The 23,997-nt window shown below is 75.1% G+C and carries 18 protein-coding genes; 1 reads left to right on the top strand and 17 read right to left on the bottom strand.

Annotated elements, in window-relative coordinates:
• Position 1 precedes the first annotated feature (1 nt).
• The 15 genes from AFB00_RS16930 to AFB00_RS17000 all read right to left on the bottom strand — a co-directional run bounded on the left by AFB00_RS16930 (position 2) and on the right by AFB00_RS17000 (position 20,274).
• Complete coding sequence (locus AFB00_RS16930; RefSeq protein ID WP_231973961.1) at positions 2-1,660, bottom strand: ATP-binding protein; 1,659 nt, start codon at positions 1,658-1,660, stop codon at positions 2-4.
• Positions 1,657-3,186 (bottom strand): SCO6880 family protein, encoded by a 1,530-nt coding sequence (locus AFB00_RS16935; protein WP_068800391.1) that lies wholly within the window; start codon positions 3,184-3,186, stop codon positions 1,657-1,659. Before AFB00_RS16935 ends, AFB00_RS16930 begins: the two co-directional genes overlap by 4 nt.
• Entirely contained in the window at positions 3,183-4,634 is a 1,452-nt protein-coding gene (locus AFB00_RS16940) for a hypothetical protein (protein WP_068798044.1), read from the bottom strand. The genes AFB00_RS16935 and AFB00_RS16940 overlap by 4 nt, the downstream gene beginning before the upstream one ends.
• The gene (locus tag AFB00_RS16945; RefSeq protein ID WP_083275585.1) at positions 4,631-5,473 is read right to left on the bottom strand and encodes a hypothetical protein; all 843 of its coding nucleotides are present in this window, start codon (positions 5,471-5,473) and stop codon (positions 4,631-4,633) included. The genes AFB00_RS16940 and AFB00_RS16945 overlap by 4 nt, the downstream gene beginning before the upstream one ends.
• On the bottom strand, positions 5,473-5,799 hold the full coding sequence (locus AFB00_RS16950; RefSeq protein ID WP_068798045.1) for a hypothetical protein: 327 nt from the start codon (positions 5,797-5,799) through the stop codon (positions 5,473-5,475). The genes AFB00_RS16945 and AFB00_RS16950 overlap by 1 nt, the downstream gene beginning before the upstream one ends.
• A gap of 55 nt (positions 5,800-5,854) precedes the next feature.
• Positions 5,855-6,871, bottom strand: a complete 1,017-nt coding sequence (locus AFB00_RS16955) for a hypothetical protein (protein WP_068798046.1) — start codon at positions 6,869-6,871, stop codon at positions 5,855-5,857.
• A gap of 52 nt (positions 6,872-6,923) precedes the next feature.
• Positions 6,924-8,882, bottom strand: coding sequence for a transglycosylase family protein (locus AFB00_RS35660; protein WP_269466013.1), 1,959 nt, complete (start codon positions 8,880-8,882; stop codon positions 6,924-6,926).
• A gap of 29 nt (positions 8,883-8,911) precedes the next feature.
• The gene (locus AFB00_RS16965; protein ID WP_068798047.1) at positions 8,912-10,321 is read right to left on the bottom strand and encodes a glycoside hydrolase family 16 protein; all 1,410 of its coding nucleotides are present in this window, start codon (positions 10,319-10,321) and stop codon (positions 8,912-8,914) included.
• The gene (locus AFB00_RS34930) at positions 10,318-12,042 is read right to left on the bottom strand and encodes a MinD/ParA family ATP-binding protein (RefSeq protein WP_068798048.1); all 1,725 of its coding nucleotides are present in this window, start codon (positions 12,040-12,042) and stop codon (positions 10,318-10,320) included. Before AFB00_RS34930 ends, AFB00_RS16965 begins: the two co-directional genes overlap by 4 nt.
• Positions 12,043-12,064: 22 nt before the next feature.
• Positions 12,065-13,366: a hypothetical protein gene (locus AFB00_RS16975; protein WP_156819578.1), complete on the bottom strand. Its 1,302-nt coding sequence runs from the start codon at positions 13,364-13,366 to the stop codon at positions 12,065-12,067.
• 417 nt (positions 13,367-13,783) lie between these two features.
• Positions 13,784-15,640, bottom strand: coding sequence for a glycoside hydrolase family 2 protein (locus AFB00_RS16980; RefSeq protein WP_068798050.1), 1,857 nt, complete (start codon positions 15,638-15,640; stop codon positions 13,784-13,786).
• Positions 15,637-17,052: a sulfatase-like hydrolase/transferase gene (locus tag AFB00_RS16985; RefSeq protein ID WP_197519561.1), complete on the bottom strand. Its 1,416-nt coding sequence runs from the start codon at positions 17,050-17,052 to the stop codon at positions 15,637-15,639. The genes AFB00_RS16980 and AFB00_RS16985 overlap by 4 nt, the downstream gene beginning before the upstream one ends.
• Complete coding sequence (locus AFB00_RS16990; protein ID WP_068798051.1) at positions 17,049-17,900, bottom strand: carbohydrate ABC transporter permease; 852 nt, start codon at positions 17,898-17,900, stop codon at positions 17,049-17,051. Before AFB00_RS16990 ends, AFB00_RS16985 begins: the two co-directional genes overlap by 4 nt.
• Positions 17,897-18,832, bottom strand: coding sequence for a carbohydrate ABC transporter permease (locus AFB00_RS16995; protein WP_068798052.1), 936 nt, complete (start codon positions 18,830-18,832; stop codon positions 17,897-17,899). Before AFB00_RS16995 ends, AFB00_RS16990 begins: the two co-directional genes overlap by 4 nt.
• Positions 18,829-20,274 (bottom strand): ABC transporter substrate-binding protein, encoded by a 1,446-nt coding sequence (locus AFB00_RS17000; RefSeq protein ID WP_068798053.1) that lies wholly within the window; start codon positions 20,272-20,274, stop codon positions 18,829-18,831. The genes AFB00_RS16995 and AFB00_RS17000 overlap by 4 nt, the downstream gene beginning before the upstream one ends.
• A gap of 388 nt (positions 20,275-20,662) precedes the next feature.
• Between AFB00_RS17000 and AFB00_RS17005 the strand changes: the two genes are divergently transcribed.
• Positions 20,663-21,550, top strand: coding sequence for a putative RNA methyltransferase (locus AFB00_RS17005; RefSeq protein ID WP_068798054.1), 888 nt, complete (start codon positions 20,663-20,665; stop codon positions 21,548-21,550).
• A 42-nt stretch (positions 21,551-21,592) separates the two neighbouring features.
• Here the strand turns inward: AFB00_RS17005 and AFB00_RS17010 are convergent, their stop codons facing one another.
• Positions 21,593-22,039, bottom strand: coding sequence for a MarR family winged helix-turn-helix transcriptional regulator (locus tag AFB00_RS17010; RefSeq protein WP_068798055.1), 447 nt, complete (start codon positions 22,037-22,039; stop codon positions 21,593-21,595).
• Positions 22,040-23,003: 964 nt separating this feature from the next.
• Positions 23,004-23,777, bottom strand: coding sequence for an HARBI1 family protein (locus AFB00_RS17015; protein WP_068800130.1), 774 nt, complete (start codon positions 23,775-23,777; stop codon positions 23,004-23,006).
• Positions 23,778-23,997 lie beyond the last annotated feature (220 nt).

A 23,997-nucleotide genomic window follows, 5' to 3' on the forward strand; every position in this document is an offset into this window, starting at 1 on the left:
GTCACCCGCGCGCGGATGAGCTGCCCGGCTCGCCGCCGGCGGGGCGCGGGCCGCGCACGCCACCGGACGGGACCGAGACGAGCCCGCGCCGGCGGGTGCCGCCGCCGGTCGGTTCCGGTGCGGGGACCGGCTCGGCACGCAGCCCGGCGTTGGTGTCGAACACCGAGCGTTCGGTCGCCGAGAGCACGGTCTGGATCTTCATGCCGGGGGTGTTCTCCAGCTTCCACAGTGCCCGCCCGGCGCCCTCCATCGCCCAGCCGGTGATGACGGCCTGCTCGCGTTCGGACAGTCCGAGGTCGTCGGCGAGCTCGTCGCCGACCCGGGTGGACTGTCCGAGCAGGATCCGGGTGGAGCACAGCGCGAGCAGGTCCTTGGCGATCGAGACCTCCTGGGAGCCGGCGGCGCCGACCGAGAGCAGGTCCGAGGGCTTGTGCATGACCAGGAGCTGGATCTTGCGTTCGGCGCGGGACAGGCGCAGGTCGGAGTCGACGGCCTGGACCGCGCGCAGGCCCAGGCGCATCTGGCGCCACACCTCGTCGCGGACGATGATCCGGACGTCGCCGTCGTCCTGCAGGTCGGTGATCATCGAGGACCAGGAGCCGAGGCAGGTCAGCGCGACGGCGACGGCCTGGTCGCCGCGGGCGCGCAGCAGCGACAGGTCCATGGACTGGACGGGTGCGTCCCAGTCGAGGTCGAAGTTGGTGGGCTCGTCGAACAGGCCCGCGAGCGGTCCGACGACGAGGTTGGACAGGGCGTCGGTGATCTGGCGGGTGTGGTCGACGAACTGGCGGCGGTCGGCGAAGCGCAGCTCGCGCCAGAGGGCGTCGTCGGGGTCGGCGAGCCGGGCGACGACCTGGGGGATGGTGATCGGGCGCAGCTCGGTGTAGCCGTCGGCGGCCCCGACCAGGCGGGTGAGCACGGTGGAGAGCACCAGCTCGTCGGTGACGGTCGGGGAGTAGCCCTGCGCCTCGGCCAGCGCGGTGAGCATCCGGGTCCAGCGGGCGAGGACGCTGGTCAGCTCCTCGCGCTGGCGGGCGGTGTCCCAGCCGGCCCAGCGGGCGCGGACGGGGCCGAGGTCGAGCGCGTTGAGCCGGTGCGGGCTGCCGCGGCCGAGTGCGATCGGGGTGATGCCGAGCGCGCGCAGCAGCGGGGTGTACTCGCCCTTGACGTCGCCGCTGATCAGGGAGCGGACGCCGAACAGCATCATCCGCAGCAGTAGTGCGACGACGGTGGAGGACTTGCCGCGGCCCGGCTCGCCGAACACGGCGAGATTGGGGTTGGTGACCATGTCGCGCAGCACCCACTCGGTGGGGTGCACGTAGAAGGCGCCGCCGGACTGGGTGTCGTAGCCCAGCCGGGCCCCGACCGCGGGGACGCCGTTCGCGGCCAGCAGCGGGAACAGCCCGCCGACCTCCGCCGTCGTGGCGGTGTGCACCGGGACGCGGCGGGTCGCGTCGACCGCGGTCCAGCCCCGGCCCGGCTCGCGGTGGCCCTGGCGCGGTGCGGCGACCCGGTTGACGCGTTCGCGCCGCCGCCCGCCCTGCTCGCCGGGCTCCGGGCCGTCGTCGCCGGGCCCGGCCGCGTCACCGCCGCTGAACTGCGACAGCAGCTCGGCGGTGTCCCGGGATCGGACCTCGCGGTTCCTCCGCAGCGGGCTCACGAGTCGAACGCCCGCTTCTGGCGGGGCAGCCCGATCCCGACCGGGAGGGCGGCGGCGACGAACGCGGAGTCCTGGGCGAGCTCGAGACGCAGCAGCCGGAACCGGCCCGACGAGTCGTTCTCCAGCCGGGCGGCGTGGTCCTCGACGTTCCAGTCCGAGGGCACGGTCACCGAGCTGGCCACGGTGAACCGGACGACCGCGTGCCCGGCCGCGACCGCGGCCTCCTGCTCGCGGGACCCGCGGCGGTTGCGGTCGTCGACCTCGGTGGTCGCGAACCCGCGGGCGGCCTTCGCGTCGATCAGGACGTTGTGCCGGAACCGGTCGCTGCGCACCACCCGGGCGCCGGCGGCCTGGGAGAGGATCTCGTAGTGGATCTGCAGGGTGCGCCGCTCGCCCGCGGTGCGCACGGCCAGCATCGGGCCGAGCGAGCCGAAGATCGTCCCGGACTCCGGCGGCTGCACGGCGTAGGAGACCGAGGAGTACCCGTCGTGGTGGTAGGCCCGCGCGGCCGGGGCCGGGGCCAGCGCCGGACCGGCCTGGGAGATCGGCAGGCCGACGGTGCCGTCGGCGTCCGGGCGCACCAGGTGCCGGTAGGACAGCGCGCCCGCGGTGGCCGGGTTGAAGCCGGTCTTGATGGCCTCGGCGACGCCGGTCGAGGTCAGCCAGGTCACCGACTGCACCCCGAGCCCGCGCAGGCCGTCGGCGACGCCCTCCAGCAGCCGGTACAGCGCGTACGCACGCCCCGCGACGCCGCCACCGGCCGCCTTCGCCGGGCGGCGCAGTGCCTCCTCGGTGCCGGACACGGTCACGAACAGCTCGGTCCGCACCGACACCGACGCGACGTCGCGGTCGATCTCGTCGGTCACCCGGCGGGCGAGGTCGGGTGCGTCGGGGTGCTCGTGGCGGGACCGCCACACCTCGTACTCGGTGCCGTCGTCGGGGACGGTGCGCACCAGCAGCGAGACCCGGTCGACGACCTCGCGGTGCCCGAGCGCGGCGAGCAGCGAGCCGAGCCGCCCGGCCAGGCGCTCGCACTCGGCGTCGGACAGCATCCCGACGCCGGAGTGGGTGAGCTTCGCGGTGGCGCCCCAGCGGCCCTCGGCGGTGTCGTGGATCAGGCAGACCCGGGAGCCGTGGAACTCCGGCCCGTCCGGGAACTCCAGCCGCGACAGCACACCGGGCAGGTCGGGCTCGGTCCGGTCGCCGGCCAGCCCGGCGGCGGCGCGGGACTGCCAGGGTGACCAGCGCATCAGCACTCCTGTCTGGAACATGATCAGGTCGGCCAGCCACCGGAACGCCGGGCGGCCGCGGACCGGGACGACGATCAGCACCGCGACGACCGCGGCGAACGCCCCCCAGCCCAGCGTCTCGCTCCAGCGGTTGCGGGACATGGCCAGCAGCGCGGGGACACACGCGGCGATGACGAGGAACGCCTGGACCGGCGTCATCCCGGCGATCCAGCCGGTGCCCTCGCGGTGGGCGAGTCCGTGGTAGACCCGTGGGCCGCCGGTACTCGGTGCGCTCATCGTGGTCCCCTCCCTCGTCGGTGGTCGTCGCCGCCGGGTGTCGTGGGGGTCGCGGGTGTGCCGGTGCTCGACGCCGGCGCCCACGCCCCGGATCCGGCGTCCCGGCGGCGGGAGCGCCGGGTGGCGCCGGACTTGCCGGTGGGTGTGCCGGCGCCGGGGGTGCGGCCGCGGGCCGGGCCGTCCCCGGCCGCCCCGCCGCCCGGGTGGTCACCGGAGTGCCCGCCGCTGGCGCCGTCCCCGCCGCGCGGGCGCAGCGGACCGGCGGCGATCGTCTCGGCGGTGCCGCGGTCCCCGCCGACGAGTCCTCCGCCCACGAGCCCGTCGCCGCCTGCGGTGACGGTCCGGTACGCGGTGGATCCGCCCAGCTCGCCGGTGGTGGCGCCGGTGAGTCCGTCCCGCCCGGCCGGTCCGGGCGCACCGGTCCGGCTGCCGAACCGGGCGACGTTGATCGACTCGCTGGCGCCGTCGTCCCCGGCGGGCTCGGCGAACCCGCCGGACCGCCCGCGGGACCGGACCGCGTCCCCGGCCCCGGTCGCGGGATCGACGAAGGCGAGCAGCCGGAACAGCACGACCGGGCTGAACAGCGACACCAGTAGCACCGTCGTCCCGGCCAGCAGGCCGGCCACGCCGTCGGTGCCGGTGGTCACCGTGACCCCGGCCAGCAGGACGAGCGCGAGCGCCGGCTTCATCAGGACCGCGGCGAGGATCCACCGGGCCGAGCGCCAGAAGATCCCGGTCGTGGTGTCGGCGACCAGCGCGGCGGCGGTGATCGGGATCGTCGCGACCAGGACGAGCACCGCGGCCTGCCGGAAGACGGTGAGCAGCGAGAGCCCGACCCCGGCCGGGATCGTCCCGAAGAACGCGGCCAGCCCGAGCAGCATGGACCGGACCTGCTCGTCGACCGACCCGAGATCGGGCTCCGGGCCGAACCGCCCGGCGACCTCGGGGGCGTCGAGCAGCGCGGTGAACGTGCCCCCCTCACCGAGCCGGCTGAGGAACATCGTGGTCAGGCCGTCGGCCGCGGTGAGCAGGGTGGCGACGGCGCCGGTGGTCAGCGCGATCGCGATGCCGAACTGGGCCGGGCCGGTGAACGCGCGGAACATCCCGCGCCCGCCGCGCAGCGCGACCGAGATGAGCTGGTGGAAGAACAGGCCGAGGGCGATCATCGCGGCCAGCCAGGTCATCGACGGCCACAGCGAGGCGAAGCCGCCCCCGTCGCCGTCGCCGCCCGGGCCGCCGACCACCGCGGCGAGGTCGAACCGGCCGACCTGGTCGGTGAGCGTGAACGCGCCGCGCAGCAGCAGCGCCCCGGCGTCCCACACCTTCTGCATGGCGGCGTCGAACGACGAGGCGCCCATCGCCCCGACCGGTTCGGACAGGTAGCTGCCCAGGCCCGACCCGCCGTCCGGCGGTGGCGGCGGCTGGGCGGGGAGCACGGTGGTGATCATCGCCTGATCTCCCTCCAGCCGGCGTCGACGGCCTCGGCGCTGCCCGGCCACGCCGACGGCGCGACCGCCGCGGTCGGGCCGGACGCGACGAGCCAGCGGTCGTCGACCCGGCGCATCGGCAGGCAGTTGCCCCAGCCCGCGGTCACCACCCGGCCGCGGTGCTCGACGACGAGCTCGCCGAGCACGCAGGCGACGGTGTAGGTGCCGCCGGCGGCGGTGCCCTTGGTCATCGCGGCGGTCGGCGTCCAGGAGATGGTGGTGCCCTCCGGCGCCGGGCCGGACCACGCCATCCCGGCGCCGCGGCGCAGGTCGAGCAGGTCGCGGCCGGTCCAGGTGGCGTCGGCGGGCGCCGCGCCCGGTTCGGCGGCCGCGCGGTAGGTGCGCTCCCAGACGGCGGGGTCGCCGCCGGCCAGCCCGGCCCGGGTCAGCGCGGCGAGCTGGGCGAGCGCACCCTCGGGGGTGGCCGGGAACCCGGTGGCGACGCCGTCGGCCGGGGTTCCGCCGGCGGCGGCCGGGAGGGTCAGCGGCGGCCCGGCGGTCCGGCTCGTGAGCGCGTGCGGTGACGCCGCGGCGGGCGGGAGGTCGAGCATCGGCGCGGTGGCGAGCGCGGCCTCGGACCCGGGGCCGGTGGCCGTGTCCGGGGTGTCGGTGGTGCTGCCGGCGGTGCCGCCGCGGCCCCCCAGGAACAGCCCGGCGAGTGCGGCGACGAGTGCGGTGGCGAGCAGCAGCGCGAGCAGACCGGTGCCGACGAGGACGAGCCCGGCCCGGCGCCGCCCGGGTGCCGCGGGCACCGGGCTCTGCTCCTCCGCCACGACGGCGGTTCCGCTCGCGTCGGTCATCAGGCCGTGGTGCCCGCGAACTGGCTGATCAGGGTGTACCCCAGCCCGAACAGGACGGCGAGGGCGAGGCTGCCGATGATCATCCGGGCGCCGAGCCGGCCGGAGCCGTGGTGGTCCCACAGCCGTCCGGCGGTGGCGGCGACGATGCCGCCGAAGAACAGGCCCACGATCGACGCACCGGCGATCCACTGGAGGTAGCCCACGACCTGCTGGATCGCCTCGAAGCCGGGCGGGGCGGCCGGGGCGACCTCGTCGAACGGCGACGGGTCCTGCGCGGGCAGGACGGCGAGCGCCTCGGGCAGCAACCGGAGCAGGGACAGGGACATGGAGTGCCTCCGCGGCAGGACGGGCGAGCGGATCGGCTCGCCGGATGAGGGCGGGTCAGCGGCGCCGGGGCGACGGGATGAGGCCCCACGCCGCCAGCAGCGGCCGGAGCGCCTCGACGGCCCGCGCCGGGGCGGGCTCGTCGGTGATCCCGGCCGGTTCCCAGCCCGCCTGGTGCGGGACGAACAGGGCGTCGTCGAGCAACGCCTCGATCCGGGACCCGGCGGCCCCCGCGACACCGGAGGGCCACTTGCGGGCCCCGTTGACGACGAGCTGGTGCACCGGTGTGGCCATCCCGCGGTTCACCCACGGTTCCAGCCGGGCGAGCAGCTGCTCGGCCTGGCGCAGCGAGGGCCGGGTCGCGCGGACGACGAGGATCGGCCGCTGGGCGGGCAGCCCGCGGCGCAGCCAGCCGCCGGCCCCGTAGAGCGGGGTCGCGGCGGCCCGCCAGCCGCCGTGACCGAGGTCGACGACGGTGGCGTGCAACGGGTCCGGTGCGGGGTCGGGCAGCCAGTCCGGCGGGGCCGGGACCATGCCCGGGGTGATCGCGGGCAGTTCGGTGGACAGCCGGGCGAGCAGCGCGTCGTCCCGCCAGCTGTAGCGGACGGCGAGCTGCCCGGTGATCTCCTTCACCCACGGGCCGTCCTGGGTGGACGCGCAGGCCAGCCCGGAGCGGGCCGGGTCGTCGGCGTCGACGAGCAGCGTGCAGCGCTCGTCCTGCTGCAGCGCGTCGGAGATGGCGACCGCGATCGACGACGCTCCGGCGCCCGCCGACCCGGCGAGCACCGGGATGAGCGCGCCGAACGGGGCCCAGGACACCGAGCGGGAGTCCGGGAAGACGGTCCGGCCGCGCTCGCGCACCGCCCCGACGGCCGTCCCGAGGTCCTCGGCGAGGACCAGGGGGTCCCGGCCGCCGTCCGCGGCGGCCGCCGCACCGGTGACGTCCACGATCGCCTCCACATCGATGACGTCCAGTTCGCCGGCCCGCGAGCGGGCGGCCGATCCGAGCACGTGGTTCAGCTCGTAGGGCGTCCGCGGCGCTGCGGGCCGGTGGTATCGCTCGGCCGATGTCATCGCTCGGCCCTCCTTACGGGCGGGAAACGGGTCGGTTCGTGGACGGGGTCGGTCAGGACGGTGTGCCGCGCAGCCCCAGTTCCGCGGAGCAGGCCGGCCAGGCCTCCCAGCCCTGGGCGGCGAGCACTTTCTCGGCGACCGAGATCTGCTCGGTCCGGCTGGCCTGGTGCGCCGGGCCGCTGCCGCCGAACGCCTCCCAGGTCGCCGGGGCGAACTGGAGTCCTCCGGAGTAGCCGTTGCCGGTGTCGATCGTCCAGTCGCCACCGCTCTCGCACTGGGCGAGCTTGTCCCAGGTGGCGCCCTGGACCGCGCCCCGGCCGGAACCGAACCCGGCCGCGGTGAGCTTGTCGGCCAGCTCGCGGGCGAGCGGGTCCTTCCCGGCGGCCTCGGTGACCTCGTCGACCAGCAGCGCGGCCCCGGTCTCCCAGGGCGCGGCACCCTCCGTCGCGGCTCCGGGAACGGGTTCCAGGGGGACGCCCTTGCTCGGGTCGGCGGCGGGCGCCCGGATGGGGGCAGGGTCCGCCGCCGGAGCGGGCTCGACGGGCTTCGGCGCCGTCGCGGCCCGGCTGCCCGGTCGCACGATGTCCTCGCCCGCGGTGTCCCCGGCGCCCTCGGCCGGGGTGGACCGGGCCGCGCTGCCGCCCGTGGTGCGCTCGGCGGCGTCGTTGCCGGACCCGGACCCGGAGCTGCCGGAGTCCCGTTCGGACCCCGATCCGCCGTCGGAGCCGGAGTCCCGCGAGTCGGCGTCGGAGTCCGAGTCCGACCCGGAGTCCGAGTCCGACGCGGAGTCCGAACCGGACCCGGAGTCCGAGTCGGTGCCGGAGTCCGAGTCGCGGGACGTCGTGTCGCCGGAACCGGAGGAGTCCGATCCGGACGAATCACTGTCCGATGTGGAGTCCTGCGCCGGTGCCGCGAACCCGGCCGCGGTGAGCCGGTCGGCGAGCACCTTCGCCAGCGGGTCCACGTCGACCGCGGCCGTGACCTGGGCGGCCAGCCGCTCGGCCCCGGCCTCCCAGGCGGCGGCACCCGGCGCGGTCGCGCCATCGGTCGCCGCGCGCTTGCCGGTGTCGGGGAGGAGTTCGAGCCGGTCCAGTGTGGTCGCCAGCTCGGCGGCCAGCGGGTCGGTGGCCGCGGCCGCGTCGACCTGGGCGACGAGGGCCCGCGCGCCGTCCTGCCAGCCGCCGGTCGTGCCGTCGGTACTGGTCCCGGTGCTGGTCTCGGTGCTGTCCGCGGTGCCGCCGTCGGTGCTGCCGGAGCCGGTCCCGGTCGTGGCCTCCGGCTCGGGAGCGGCCGCCTCGGGGGCCTCCTCCAGGTCGGCCGGGTCGAACTGCAGGTCGATGACCTGCTCGGGGACCACGGCCTCCGCCGCGGGCACGACGGCGGAGGAGATGGCGTCCGACAGCGCGGTCGCCTCGGTGTCGTTGCTCGCCGAGAGCTGGTCGACGAGCTCGCCGAGCAGGCCGGTGGTGCTGCCGTCGGCGCCCGGGGGCTCCGGGGCCTGGCCGGTGCTCGCGACCCGGTCGACGCAGCCCTCGGGCAGGTCGACGATCGGGGCGGCACCGTCCTCCGGCGCCGCGGACCCCGCGGCCGGTCGCGTCATCAGGTCGCTCGGGGTCGGGCCGTACCCGGCGGCGGCGAGCTTCACGGCGACGGCCCGCAGCCGGGGATCGGTCGTCCCGTTGAGCTGGTCGGACACGTCGACGGCGAGCTGCTGCCACCCGGCCGGCCGGGTGGCCGGGGTCAGGCCGAGCCCGGCGAGCTGGCGGGCGAGGTCCTGGGCGCGGGGGTCGTCGTTCAGGGCGGCGTCGGCCAGCAGGGTCCGTGCCTGGTCCCGGGTGGCGCCGGTGCAGGCGTCCGCGGTCACCTCGTCGGTGGACGTGCCGACCGCGAACGCCGTCAGCCCGATCAGCGTGCTCGTGGTGAGCACGGCGATCGTCGAGCGGCGCAGCGCGGTCCCGTCCCAGCGACGGGGGACGTGCTCGGCCCAGTAGGGCTTACGCGAGCGTCGCACGACGCACCTCCCGGTTCGGCCGGACCATGTCAGGAGTCGGCACGCTCGCCACCGCCGTCCGAGCCGCCCCGCGACCCGCCGTCCGAGCGGTCGCCGGAGCCCTCACGGGAACCGTCGCCGGAGTCCCGAGACCCGCCCGAGTCGCCCGAGTCACGGGAGTCCGCCGAGTCCCCGGAGTCGGAATCGGAGGAGGTCCCGGAGGTCCCGGCGTTCGCGTCGAGCGAGACCCCCGCCCCGTCGGCGCCGACGGTCGCGTCGACCGCGGCGCCCTCCATCGGCCACTGCCGCACCCAGTCCACGTTCATCTCGGCGCCGCCGGAGGCGTCACCGCCGAAGTAGTCGAGCTGGATGGTGAGGTGCATCGGGCCGGGCGGGTTGTGCGACGGCTCGGAGTCGGTGAACCAGGGCTCGCCGTCGACGAAGTAGGTGATCTGGTCCGCGGACCACTCGACGGCGTAGGCGTGCCACTGCGACGCGTCGACGTCCACCGAGCCCTGGGTCTGCGAGTTGTCCTCGCCGTAGTGCAGGAACCCGTCGACCTTCTGCCGGGCGCCGTCGGAGATCTCCATGAAGTCGACCTCGCCGCCGACCGGCCAGTTCTCCTCCGACGGCCAGAGCAGCAGCAGCGTGTGCAGGCTGTCCGCGGCCGGGGCGGGGGAGCGGACGCAGCCCTCCCAGCGGCCGAACTGCTGCGACCCGGTCCAGGCCATGCCGCCGGCGTCGCCGTTCTCGGAGCCGGTGATGGTCAGCTGGCCGTCCGCGACACTGATCGCGTCCGGGGTCCGGACGCCGTTGCCGCCGTGGCCGGGGCCGTCGTACATGTTCCAGTTCTCGGAGACCGAGCTGCCGTCGAACCCGTCCTCCTGCGAGGGGGCTCCCCAGCCGTAGCGGTTCGCCGCGGTGGTGGTGCACTGACCGTCCGCGCCGGTGGCGCCGCCCGGTGCGGCCGGAGCCGCCGGATCGGTCGCCCGCCCGGAGTTCGAGGAGTCCGGGGCGTTCCCGGAACCCCCGGAGTCGCCGGAGTTCCCGGAGTCCCCCGAGTCGCCCGAGCCCGAGTCGTCGGAACCGGAGCCGGAGTCGTCGGAGCCGGAGTCGTCGGGCCGGTCCCGGTCGGGAGCGGTGGAGTCGGGCGCTGTGGAGTCCGGGGCGGTGGGGGCCGGTGCGGTGCCCTGACCCGGCTCGGTCGCCCCGGCGGCCGGGGCCTCGTAGCACTCGGCGGGGACGAACCCCGGCTCCCCGGCGCCGACCTCGGTCAGCGCGGTGCGCAGTTCCTCGGCCCGCGGGGAGGTGTCCCCCCGGAGCTCGGCGAGCACGTGCGAGGCGGTGATCCGCCACCCGCACTCGACCCCGGGCGGCGGTGCGGCGGGCATCGGGCCGGTCGCGAGCAGCGACACGGCGAGCGCGATCGCGGAACCGACCATCGCGGTCGGTCCGGTCATCGCGACGCCTCCGACCGGAAGCCGTGCGAGGACAGGCCACGGGCCCGCGAGGAGTGGAAGCCGTCGGCGACGGTCGCCGCCAGCTCCAGCGCCGCGTCCCGGGTCGCCGGGTGCAGCGCCTCGAGGTCGATGAGCCCGCCGGTGGACAGGTGCTGGTCGGCCGGCAGCTCGATGACCGCCCGGCAGCGGGCCCGGAAGTGGTCACGGACGATCGACTCGTTCACGTACGGCGAGTGCCGGTCGCAGCTCAGCACGACGACGGCGTCCTCGGCCAGCTCGCGGTAGCCGTGCGTGGCCAGCCACTGCAGCGTCCGGGACGCCCGCGACGCGCCGTCCTGGGTCGGCGCGCCGACGATGACCAGGGAGTCGGCGTGGGCGAGGCTGCCCTGCATCGCCGAGTGCACGACGCCGGTCCCCGAGTCGGTGATGATCGCCTCGTAGAACCGGGCCAGCAGCCGGAGCACCGACTCGTAGTCGGCGGCGGAGAACATCTCCGACAGCTCGGGCTCCTGCTCGGAGGTCAGGACCTGCAGCCGGCCGGCGAGGTGGGTGTACCCGGCGAGCTGGGTCGAGGAGCGGACCTGGGCGATGTTGTCGAGCAGGTCGCGCACCGTCGTCTTCGACGCCGGCTCCTCGCCGACGAGCCGGTCACCGAGGGTCCCGGCGTCCGGGTTCGCGTCGACGGCGATCACCCGGTCCCCGCGGTGCTCGGCCAGCGCGAGCCCGAGCAGCGAGGACACGGTGGTCTTGCCGATCCCGCCCTTGATGCTGCCGACGACCACGCTGTGCGGGCCGGGCAGCGGGGTGCGGATCTTCTGCAGCTGCCCGCGCAGCCGGGCCTCGGCCTCGGACAGGCCCGGGTTCCAGCGGCCGCGGGTCGCCCGGTAGACGACCGCCCGCCAGCCCTCCTTCGGCGGCGAGCTGCGCACCGGGACGAGGTTGGTCAGCACGCTCGAGCCCTCGTCCCACGGCGTGCGCTCGGCCTCGGCCGGGCGGGTGGGGGCAGGCTCGGTGACGGCGGGGCCGCTGCGGGGCCGGCCGCCCGCCGGTCCGGTCGGCCGGCCCGGCGCGGACGCGCGGTCCCTGGCCGGGCCGTCCGTACGGTCCGGAGCCGACCCGGCCGTGCGCTCCTGGGCCGACCCGGCTGTGCGCTCCTGGGCCGACCCGGCCGTGCGCTCCGAGGCCGGCCCGGCTGTGCGCTCCTGGGCCGGCCCGGCCGCGCGGTCCCGGGAGGATCCCTCCGCGGGACGCTCGGCGGTCACCCGGGACGGCCCGGGCCGCTCGCTCGCCCGGCCGGGTCCCGGACGGGGGCCGGGGCGTGTCGCCTCCTGGGTGGAGCGGGTGGCCGGGCGCCCCAGCACGGGCTCGCCGGGCGCAGTCGCCGGGACACGGCCGGCCGGTCCGCCGGTCGTCCTGGCCGGTGCCGGCTGCTCCTCGGTGCCCGCGGACCGGGCCGGGGCGCCCTGCTCGGGTGCGGCCGGGCGGGCCGGTGCGTCCGGCGCGGCCGCGCGGGCCGGCGCGTCCTGGGTGGCCGGGCGGGCCGGTGCATCCTGGTCGGCCGGGGCCTCGGCGGCCGCCGCGTCCGGGGTGTCCTGCGACTCGTCCTTGCCGACGGCCGGCTCACCGGGCGACGGCGGACGCTCGTTGGCCCACGCGGTGCCACTGTTGTCGGAGAGCCAGGACGGCGCCCCGCCGGGCTTGGTGTGATTCGTCGGCGACATGAGTGGCTGCTACCTCGCGGAGTCAGGCGGTCTGCTCGGGGACCAGGAGGGGATCGACGACCAGGCGGCCGTCGTCGGGGGATCGGGTGATCGGGACGGTCATGCGAACCCAGTTCGCCTCGACGGCGACCCACCGCGGGTCGGCCTCCGGGGGGACGCTGGACGGTCCGACGATCCCGACGGGCTCGTCGTAGTCGGTGGTCGGCACCTCGGGCATCGACGCGCCCCGGCTGCGGGCGTACGTCGTGGCGCGGACCAGGACCTCGACGAACACCACGGTGTCCGACGACCGGAACAGCCGTCCCGGCAGCGGCGAGTCCGCGCGCTGGCGGCCGCGGCCGGACCAGCCCCAGGTGCTGGCCTGCGGGTCCGCGAGCAGCGAGCGGAGCACGGTCGCCCGGTGCGCGGGGTTGTCCTCGTCGAAGGACTGGAAGTCCGCGGCGAAGCGGCCCGCGAACGCCGCGGCCTCGAGGTCGGAGATCGGTTCGAGCGAGCGGACCGACCGGGTGAACGACTCCCGCATCGACGACCGCCGCACCAGCGCCCTGCGGTCGTCCGACGCCGGCTCGGGCGTCGAGCCGTACTCCGAGCCGCCGTCCGGCCGGGCGCCGTACTGCGGTGCGGCCTCGTACTGCCGTCCCGCGCCGTTGTCCGACGCCGACGGGTACTGCGCGGCGGAGCCGTACTGCGCGCCGGTGCGGTACCGGCCCGCCGGTCCGTCGCCCGGCGCCGCGTCGTACCGGTCCGACCCGCGGTACCGGTCGGACCCGTTGTACCGCTCCGAGCCGTTGTACCGGTCGGATCCGTTGTGCTGGTCGGACCCGTTGTACCGGTCGGTCCCGCTGGGCTCGGCCGAGCCGTCGTGCGGGGCGGTCCCGTTGGCCCGGGCCGACCCGGACCGCGGGGCGAACCCGCTCTGCCGGTCCGGTCCCGGATCCTGCGCCGAGCCGTTGCGCGGGTCGGCGTCGCCGTCCCGGGACGCCCCGTTGCGCTGTCCCGATCCGTCGCCCGACCCGTTCGTGCGGAACCGGGGCAGCTCACCGTCGAGGCGCCGCTGCGGGCGGGCCAGCTCCGGCTCGTCCGTCGTGTCGGCGGTGCCGGGCCCGGAGTCCCGGTCATCACGGTCGTCGGCCGGGGCCGGAGCGGCGGAGCGCCGCCCGATGACGGAGGTCGGCGCCGCCCGCACCCGGCTCGCACGCTCGTCCGAGCGGGTCTCGGGCTCCGGCTCGTCCGAGTGGTCGCGCAGCGCGGTCGAGCCGGAGCCGAGGCCGGGGGCGGTACGCCACTGGGGGCCGGTGGGCACCGGCCGGGACTTGCGTGGCATCAGGACCACCCCCCGGGCGTACCGTTCGGGGTCCTCAGTGGCTGGCGTGCCACGGTCCACCTCCTACGGGACGGGTACAGGCGCGTTCGTTCCCTGCGACGGGCCTTTGCGGGACCCGGAGCCGAACCGAATCGGACAAGTCCGTCGCCGATACCCGGGACGGTAGGACGGCACGGCTCCGAAGATCGCCTGTGAACCCTACGGCCGCCAATCAGGGGGGTTTCACTCGCCGCCGATACCGTGGTCGACGACACGTAGCGACCAGGCGGTCTCGGGGAGTCCCTGTCCGGGCGACGGCCGGGTACGCCGATCGTGGCGGACCGTGATCGTGTCCCGCCGGGCCGTCGTGCATCGAGCAACCGTGGCGCACGTCACTCACGGCACCGGTTCAGTAACCGCCGGGGATCGCCCGGGGCGTCAGTGGGCGTCCGTCCCGGAGCGCCGGCGCATCGCCGCCCGGCTCAGGTCCGTCCGTTCCGTGGGGACCGCGCGGGCGGCGCGGGTGACCATCTCGTGCACGACCGCCGTCGGCAGCTTCGGCTCGCGCCGCTCGGTGAGCAGGCCGTTGCGCTCCTGCGCGGTGTCGGTGAGCTGGGTGTAGCAGAACCCGGCCAGCTCCGGGTTGTCCAGGATCGCCGTGAACAGGTCCCGCAGGCGTTCCTCCAGCTCCCCGGCCGTGGCGACGGTGCCGTACCCGAACCACCGCTGGCCGGCGGCCGGTGCGTGGCTCAGCCCCCCGAACTCGGTCAGCACCACCGGCAGCGACGGGTCCGGGGCCGCGCCGTCGCCCAGCACGACCCGGCGCCGGCCGGGCCGCCGGTCCCGCAGGATCCGGCGCACCGACTCCGCACCGGCGTAGCGCTCGCGCAGCTCCGATCCGTGCTGGGCGTAGTCGTGCACGCCCCAGATGTCGCTGTGGGTGTGCTCCCAGCCGTCGTTGGAGATGACCGGCCGGGACCCGTCGACCGCCTTCGTGAGGTGGTACAGCGCGTCGAGGTAGTGCCGCTGGTCCGCGCGCACCGCCGCGTCCCACGCCCCCCAGCTCTCGTTCATCGGCACCCAGGTCACGATCGACGGGTGGCTGCGGTCGCGGCGGACCGCGGCCAGCCACTCCTCGACGACCCGCTCGACGACGTGCGGCCCGAAGCCGAACGCGCTGGGCATCTCCTCCCAGACCAGCATCCCGATCCGGTCGCACCAGGCCAGCAGGCGCGGGTCCTCGATCTTCTGGTGGATCCGGATCCCGTTGAACCCCAGCTCCTTCGCCAGCTCGACCTCGCGGCGCAGGGCGTCCGGGGACGGCGCGGCGAGATGGGACTCCGGCCAGTAGCCCTGCGCCAGCGCCATCCGCAGGAACACCGGCTGCCCGTTGAGCACGAACCGGCCGTCCTCGACCGCGACGCTGCGCAGGCCGAGGTAGGACCCGACCCGGTCCAGCACGCCGCCAGCGTCGTCGAGGATCTCGACGACGGCGTCCACCAGGTTCGGCCGCTCCGGTGACCACAGCAGCTCCGAGCGGTCCAGCTCCCGGCGCAGGGCCGGGATCGAGACGTCCAGCTCCTGGTGGGTGTCATAGAGGCGCACCGTCTGCCGGGCGAGCTCGGTCCCGGCCAGGGACAGCCGGACCCGCAGCTGCGCACCGGGCGGCGGCGGGGCCGGGAGCGTCACCTCGCAGCGGACGCTCGCGCCCGCGACGTCCGGCGTCCAGTGCAGCTGCCGGACGTGGGTCTCGGGGACCGTCTCGCACCACACCGGCTGCCAGATCCCGGTCGTCCGGAGGTAGAAGACACCGTGCGGCTCGGCCCGCCAGCCCTGCTTGCCCCGCGGCTGCCCGACGTCGAGCCGGTCCTCCGCCCGGACGACGACCGTCTGCCGCCCGTCGTCGGCCAGCGCGTCGGTCGCGTCGAAGGAGAACGGGGTGTGCCCGCCCCGGTGCTCGCCGAGGTAGGTCCCGTTGACCCAGACCCGCGCGTGGTAGTCGACGGCGCCGAAGTGCAGGTGCAGCCGCCGTCCGGGCCCCGGCGGCGGCTGGTCGAACCGGCGGCGGTACCAGACGACCGGGTGTGTCCCGGTGTCCCCGACACCCGAGAGCGGCGCCTCGTACGGGTAGGGCACGACGATCCTCGCCCCGAACCCGCCCGGGTCCTCGCCGGTGGCGAACTCCCACTCGCCGCAGAGGTCCGTCCGGCCCGGCCGGACGAGCTGCGGCCGGGGGTGGCCGGTGCAGCGGGTGTCCGGGCCGTGGGATCCCGCCGTGCCGTGCGGCCCCGTCACCAGTGGTCCAGCCGTGGCGCGCTGCGGTCCTCGGTGGCCACCAGCACGTCGAGCAGCTTCTCCTGCAGCCCGGTGCGGACGTCGCGGTGCCCGGCGTCGTCCCACAGGTTGACCAGCTCGTCCGGGTCGGTGACCAGGTCGTAGAGCTCGCCGGTCCGCCCTCGACCGGTCGCCGGTGCGCCGTGGTGCACGGCCAGCTTCCAGCGGTCGTGGCGCAGCATCGTGACGTGCACCGGCGGGTCGTGGGCGTGCCCCGAGTCGCGGTACTGGCACAGCGCCCAGTCCCGCCAGCCCGTCGCGTCCCCGCGGAGCAGGCCGGTGAGCGAGTCGCCCTGGTGCGTCGGCGCGGGCGGCAGCCCGGCGAGGTCGAGCAGCGTCGGGGCCAGGTCGACCCACTGCACCAGCTCGGCCCGCCGGTCCGGCGCCGTGCCGGGGCGGCGCACGATCAGCGGGACGCGGACGGCGCAGTCGTAGTGGAACGGGCCCTTGAGCATGAGCCGGTGGTCGCCGAGCATCTCGCCGTGGTCGCTGGTGAACACGACGACGGTGTCCTCGGCCAGCCCCTCGGCGTCGAGCCGGTCGAGGATGCGGCCGACCTCGTCGTCGACGAGGGTCACCATGGCGTAGTACTCGGCGCGGGCGTCGGCGAGCTCGTCGTCGGTGTACTCGGCCCAGCCGCGGGCGTGCCCGGCGTAGGACCGCCGGGAGGCCTCGGCGAACAGCGTCGGCCGGGTGTCCGGCTCGTCGTCGGTGGTGACCGGGGGCGGCAGCGCCGCGGCGTCGTAGCGCTCCCGGTACTCCGGCGGTGCGCCGAAGCCGTGGTGCGGGTCGAAGAAGTTCGCGATGAGGAGGAACGGCCGGTCCCCGCGGCGTCCGGTCGTCAGGAACTCGATCGCCTCGTCGGCCACCCAGCGGCTGTAGTGCGCCTGCGTCGGCAGCGTGTCCGCCGACTCCGAGCCGTCGAGCACGGCCGCGTGCAGCTCGGGATGCGCCGCGCGCAGCCAGCGGTGGTAGGCGTTCTCCGACGAGCCCGGGTACGGGTCGTGCGCCCAGCGGAACACCCGGAAGCCGTCGTCGGTCCGGGGCTCGGAGCGCCCGCCCCCGCAGGCCCCGAGGCGGAACTTGCCAATCAGGCCGCCGTCGGCGAGCAGCCGGGAGAACAGCGGGGCCCCGGTCGGCAGGTCCACGCCGTTGGCGTGCAGGCCGTGCGCGGCGACGTACTGCCCGGTCATCAGGCTGGCCCGGGACGGCGAGCAGACCGGGTTCTGCACGTAGCAGTTCTCGAACAGCACGCTCTCGGCGGCGAGCCGGTCCAGGTTCGGCGTCGCGACGTGCGGGTTCCCCGCGGCACCGAGCATGTCGAACCGTTGCTGGTCGGTGCAGAGGAACAGGATGTTGGGCGGCGTGCTCACGATTTCACGGCTCCGGCGATCCCCTCGACGAAGTAGCGTTGCAGGAACAGGAACAGCAGCAGGATCGGGATCAGCGAGATGGTCGCCGCGGCGGCCATGCCCGGCCAGTCCACCGAGTTCTCCCCGACGAAGGCCTGCATCCCGACCGCGAGGGTCCGCAGCTCGGGGTTGCTGAAGGTGAACACCAGCGGGAGCAGGAACGCGTTCCAGCTGGACAGGAACGTCAGCACGACGACGGTGGCCGTCACCGGTCCGGCGAGCGGCAGCATGACCCGGAAGAACACGGTCGGGAACCCGGCCCCGTCGATCACCGCGGCCTCCTCCAGCTCACGCGGGATCTGGCGGAAGTAGCCGGTGTAGAGCAGCACGGCGGCGACGTGCCCGCCGCCGGACAGCGCCAGGACGACGCCGGTCATGGAGTTGAGCAGGCCGAGCTGCTGGGACACCTCGACCACCGGGATGATCGTGTACCCGGCGGGCACGAACAGGGTCGCCACCATGACGCCGAGCACGACCCGGCGGCCCAGGAACGAGTACCGGGCCAGTACGTACCCGGTCATGGCACAGCGCAGCACCACGATGACCACGGTGAACAGCGTGATGAGGAACGTGTTCAGCAGGTAGGTGCCGAACTGCGCGTCCACCCAGGCACGGGCGTAGTTCTCGAAGCGCAGCTCCTCCGGGATCAGCCCGAGCCCGGAGCGGAACACCTCCAGCTGCCCCTTGAACGACGCCGCGACCACCCAGACGAACGGGTAGAGCCACAGCAGCGCGAGGACGGTCAGGACACCGGTCAGCACCCAGATCTTCGGCGGGTACCGGCGCAGCAACGGCGGCCGGGTCGTCATGAGGTCGCTCCCGTCAGTCGTCGGGCGGCCCGGGCGCCGAGCAGCTGCACCACGCCGACCCCGATCAGGAACACCCCGAACAGCACGGCCGCCGCGGAGGCGAAGCCGAGCTCGGGGACGGTGGCGGTGAACGCCCAGCGGTAGACGTAGAGCTCGATCACCTCGGTCGAGAAGTACGGGCCGCCGCCGGTCATCGTCAGCATGAGGTCGAAGATCTGCAGGTTCTGCTCGACCGTCAGCAGCGTGATGATCACCAGGAACGGGAGCAGCAGCGGGAGCCGGATCCGCCAGCACATCGTCCAGCCGGTCGCGCCGTCGACCTGGGCGGCCTCGATCGTCTCCCGCGGGACGGTCTGCAGCGCGGCGAGCCAGTAGATCATCGTGATCCCGACCCACTTCCAGGTGTGGACGCCGACCACGGTCCAGATCGCGTTGCCCGCCGAGCCGAGCAGGTCGACGTCGGTGATCCCGAACGCCTCCAGCACCACCGTCACCGGACCGCTCGACGGATCGAGCACGAACTGCATGACGACGCCGATGATGGCGGTGGTGGTGATGGCCGGGACGAAGAACGCCGAGCGGAACAGTCCCTGCCAGGGGAGCCGGGGATGGCTCACCGCCAGCGCGAGCAGCAGCCCGAGCCCGACCCGCAGCGGGACCGTCACGACCATGAACAGCATCGTGATGCCGAACGAGTTCCAGAACAGCGGGTCGTCGAGGACGGCGGCGTAGTTCGCCAGCCCGACGAACGTCTTGTCCGCCCCGAAGCCCGGCCACTCCAGGAACGAGTACCACCAGCTGGCCAGCACCGGCCACACCGTGTAGACGCCGTAGAGCAGCAGGGTCGGCAGCAGGAACAGGTAGATCCAGCCGTACGGGACGGCGCGGGGGCGGCCCGGCGCGGGCGCGCGCCGGGCGGAGGTGACCGTCATGCCGGGTAGTCCTCTCCACGGCGCCAGTCCGGGAACGCCCAGTCCGCCGGGCCGACGCCCCCGCCGATCTCGGCGATGGCCGCGTCCCGTTCGGCGGCGAGCCCGTCGGAGAGCGCGGCGAGCGCCCGGCGCGCGTCCGGGATCTGGTCGCTGAGCACGCCCTGCACGATCGCGCCGAGGTTCGGCTCGACCGGCCGCATCCTGGCCTCGACCTGAGAGATCCGCGGGTTGCGGGCCTGGACCACCGGCCCGACGAACACCTGCTGCTCGAACATCTCGACGCAGCGCTTGTAGAGCGGGTGCGCGTCGGAGCCGGCCGTCGCGGCGGTGTCGACGGGCGGCTGGTCCATCGCCGTGGCGAGCCCGCGCTGGTACTCCGGCGACAGGGTCCGTTCCAGCAGCGCGGCGGCCGTCCCCGGTCGCCCGGACTGACCGGAGACCCAGAACGTGCCGCCGAGCGGGGGCCGGGTCAGCACCGCGGGCCGGCCGTCCGGGGTCGGGATCGGGGCCACCGAGATCCGGTCCAGCACCTCGGGGAAGCTCCTGGTCAGGACGCCGACGTTGTAGCAGCCGTCGATCAGGTAGGCGCTGCCGCCGGCCGCCCAGCGCACCCGCGCGGACCGGGCGTCGAGACCGGTGCTGGCCGCGAAGAGCAACCGGTCCCGCTTGAAGGAGTGCAGGTAGTCGATGGCGGCGACGAACGCGTCGTCGTGGTAGCGGTACTCGCCGGTGCGCAGGTCGATCCCCTCCAGCTCGCCGGCCCGGCAGCCCGGGAAGCCCGCCGTCTGGGCCAGCTCCAGGACGAACTCGCTGAGCCGGTCGGCGAACTGCAGCGGCAGGGTCAGTCCCTCGCCGCCGGAGTCCTTCACCGCGCGGGCCGCCGCCCTGGTCTGTTCCCAGGACGCCGGCGGGTCGTCCGGATCGAGTCCGGCCCGGGCGACGGTGTCCCGGTCGTACCAGAGCAGGGCGTCGTACTGACGGGGGCTGAACAGCGGGAACGTGTACAGCTCGCCGCCGAAGGCGTGCACCCCCTCGGCCAGGACGCCGGCCGGGAACCGGGTCCGCACGGCCGCCTCGGAGTCCGCGCCGAGCGGGGAGAACCAGCCCTGGTCGCGCAGCAGGGCGACCGGGGAGCCGAGCGAGCCGGGGGAGAAGACGTCCGGCAGCTGGTTGCTGCCGTAGGCCAGCTGCAGCGCCTGGGCCAGGTCGTTCGGGTTGTACGTCGTGTACTCGACGGACGTGCCGTCGGCGCGGGTGAACGCCTCGAACGTCGAGCGCTGGAGGTCCTCCAGCGGCTCGAACTGGTCCCACCAGCGCAGGCCGCCCGAGCCAAGCGGCGGCGCGGGCCCGTCCTCCGGAGCCGGGGCGGACCCACCGCACCCGGCGACCACCGCCGTCCCCACCAGGGCGCCGAGCGTTCCGAGCACCGTCCGGCGGTCCACCGATCTTCCTCGAGCGCGCACCGAGCCATCAACTCCACTGTCGACGTGCCAGCCGACGACTGTTTACTACGAAGTACATCGGCGGTCAACAGGTCCACCCACCTGCGCCGACCTGCTAGTACTACGAAGTACCCGGAGGACCAGGTCCGGTGGGGTGCCCGTCGCGAACCCGGTCCGGGCCCGCCGCGCCGGTGTGCCGTGGCCCGGCCCCCGGGTAGGGTCATCGACCGTGCAGCTGCTCGTGAAGCGCCCCCGCACCGCCTGAGGCGGTGCACCCCGCCGGTCGGCCCGGAACCGCCGATCGGCCTCTCCCGCGTGCCGACAGGGGCACGCGCCGCAGACGTGTCACCGCCGTGCTCCGCTCCGGATCACCAGGGACCGCACGACCATGGATCTGCACTCCGCACCCGCTCCGCACCGGCCGGCACTCGACGGCCTGACCGCCCTGCTGGCGTGCCCGCACTGCGCCGCGACCCCGCTCGCCCGGGACGGCCGCAGCCTGCGCTGCCCGATCGGCCACAGCTTCGACATCGCCCGGCACGGCTACGTCTCGTTGCTGCGCGGCGACCGCCGGCACCGGCACCTCGGTGACGACCCCGCGATGGTCGCCGCCCGGGACCGGTTCCTCTCCGCCGGTCACTACCGGCCACTGGTGTCGACGGTGACCGCCTTCGCCGTCGAGCACGCGGGGCCGGCGGAGCCCGTGGTCCTGGACCTGGCCGCGGGTACCGGGCACCATCTCGCCGCGGTGGTCGACGCCGTGCCGGGTGCGCGCGGCCTCGCGGTCGACCTCTCCGGTGCCGCCCTGCGCCGGGCGGCCCGGGTGCACCCGCGGGTGGCCGCCGTCGCGGCCGACGTCTGGCGGGAGCTGCCCGTCGCGCCGGGCTCGGCGCAGGTCGTGCTCACCGTGTTCGGTCCGCGCAACGCCGCGGAGATCGAGCGTGTCCTCGACCGGCGCGGTGTGCTGGTCGTGGCGGGCGCGGCCCCGGACCACCTGCACGAGCTGCGGGACCTGCTCGGGACCCTCGGTGTCGACCCGCACGCACCGGCACGGCGGCGGGCGGCCTTCGCGGCCTTCGAGCCGGTCGCCCGTCAGCCGGTGACCTGGCGGATGGCCCTGCACCCCGAGGACGTCCGGTCGCTGGTGGCGATGGGGCCGAGCGCCCGGCACCTCGATCCGGCGGAGCTGGACCGGGCCGTCGCGGCGCTGCCCGCGACGGTCGGGGTGACCGCCGCGATCGAGGTGCTGGCGATGCGGCCCCGCTCCGGGGGCTGACCGCCGCGGCCCGGGAGCGCGTGTCCGTGTCGCCGAGGTGGCTCAGCCCGGCGTCCGGCCCGCCTCGTGCAGGGCGAGCAGGCCCCGCACGAACGCGGTCCGGTCGCCGGCCGGGACCCGCTCGAGGAACCGGATCTCGGCACCCCGGACGGCGGTCCGGACGGTGTCACGCAGCCGCCGGCCCTCGGGGGTGAGCGCCAGCAGCCGCGCCCTGCGGTCCGCGGGATCGGGACTGCGGGTCAGCAGCCCGCGGTGCTCCAGGTCGTCGAGGACCGGGATGATCCGGGTCTTGTCCGCGTGGATCGCCGCGGCCAGGGCCGCCTGGGTGCGCAGGGGCTCGTCGTCCAGCCGGGACAGCACGGAGTAGGCCCACATCGAGAGCCCGTGCTCGTCGAGGATCGGGCGTTCGAGCGCCATCAGCTCCCGGCCGAGCGGGACGAGCATCGCGGCGAGATCCGGGCGTGCGGAGTCCTCGGCGCCGGGCGTCATGCCGGGACGATACAGCGGGGCGCCCGCCCGGCCACGTCCTCACCGGGAGCAGCCGGCGCCGGTCCCGTTGCGAGATAAAATCGTGATCCGCGTGGGAGATCCGCGTGTGATCTTCGGGATTCGGCCGGAAAACGCCGAGACCGGGACGGGTGCGCTGTGGTATAGGCCCGGGCGCACTCTCGTGGGGGCGTTCCCCCTGCCGCTCGGCCGCCGTCCCGGGGCCGGGGTGTGCGGGAATTCGGCGTGCGGAATTCGGGGATTCCCGGGGCGTCGGCGGTGCTCCCCGGGGAGCCGGGTGCGAGGGGGTGTGGCGGAGCCGGCCGGGCGGTCGCCCTGGTCGGTACGCAGGTCGGCGGCCGCACCGGCGTCGCGGGCAGGGCATGCCGGGACCGGTACCCCTCGGCGGTGACAGGCGGCAGGGATCGTCCGCGGGGTCAGCGAATGCTTACCAGGACAACGCACGAGGCCGATCGGGTGAACCCGTTCAGCCGCACCGCCGAACAGTCTTTCGGCGCCCCGGTTTCGGCACCGGACCCGGCCGTACCCGTATACGGCCGCGTCGCAGGTGTGACGTCCGTCGGGCGTTCGACGGGAAAGCCTCGGGTGGCGTGTCGTCCCGTTCCGCCGGCGTGCCGGAGCGTCGCCCGCCACGACCGGCCGGGGCATCGCGGCGACGGGTGCCGATCCGCCGCGGCCGGCGGCGCGGTGCCGGCCGCCTTCCGGGGCGCCGCGCGCCGGTCCGGCCGGCGCCCCTCCGGCTCCGGGCACGGCCGTCGCCCCGGGCCCGGGCCCGCGGAACGGGCGGCGCCGGGGACGACGGTGACGGTCGGTGAGGGATTCCCCCTGCACTCCTGTTTGTGTGACTTCGGGGCCGGATCCTTCGCCTATGCTGCAGAAGTGGGCGATTCCGATGTCGAGATCCGTATTCCGGCACAGTGAGCCTTTCCCAGTAGGTGCTGGTTGATCATGTGGTTCGGTCGTGCTCGACGTGGAGGAGAACGAGCGCGGCGGCGGTGATCGCGCCGATCCGCCAGGGGCAGAAGCTGACCCGACGCAGCGCCTTGAAGGTGGTCTTGAGCAGGGAGTTCCCGCGTTCGGCCACAGCCCTGACGGCGGAGTGCAGCGTGTTGACGGTGCGCTTGTCCTCCGACAGCCCACTGCCGGTGGGGGTCTTGAACGGGCAGGTCAGGCGGGTGTTCTCACCGTCGTAGCCGAGGTCGGCGAGCACGACGTGGGTGTCGTCGGTCCAGTCCTCGATCGCGTCGAGCAGGCCGGGGTGGCCGCGGGCGCAGGTGGTGTCGTGCTCGCGGCCCGGGCGCACCGGGGATGTCCACAACGGCCACCCGTCAGGCGCGGTGAGGACCTGAACGTTCCCGCCGTGGACGTGGTGCTTGCCCGACCACCACAGATCCACTCCCGGGGTCGGTCCGGGAGTGCGGGAGCGGTCAGTGTGGATCACGGTGCCGTCGAGGTGAACGTGGGTGTGCCCGGCGGTGCGGGCCGCGAGCAGCGCGCCGGGCAGTCCAGGCGCGGCGGCGGCCAGAACGTCGATGCCTTCGTGCAGGTAGCGGTAGGTACTCGACAGGCTCAGCTGGTTGTCGGCGGCGAGCTGGGCGACCCGGGTGGCGTCGAGGAACCAGCGCAGCACCAGCACCGCGTGGCGGTCACAGTCCAGCGCGCGGCGCCCGCGCCGGGTCCCGCGCCGGAGGCGTTCCTCGGCCAACAGTCGCGACAACATGGACGCGGTGGGCTCCCCGATCGGGAGCACGGCGGTGTAGGTGACAGGATCGGGCACGCGGGACCTCGGTGGTGAGTCGATCTTTGAGCGGACCGACCTCTTCTACCGGGGTCCCGCACCCTCGTTGAGCACCTCCACGCCCCCGGCGTGTCGCCGCCAGCCGCTCCCCACTACTGGGAAAGGCTCAGTATCTGCCCGGTTATATCGTTTACAGCGAGAA

The organism is Pseudonocardia sp. HH130630-07 (assembly GCF_001698125.1).
Classification (GTDB): Bacteria; Actinomycetota; Actinomycetes; order Mycobacteriales; family Pseudonocardiaceae; genus Pseudonocardia.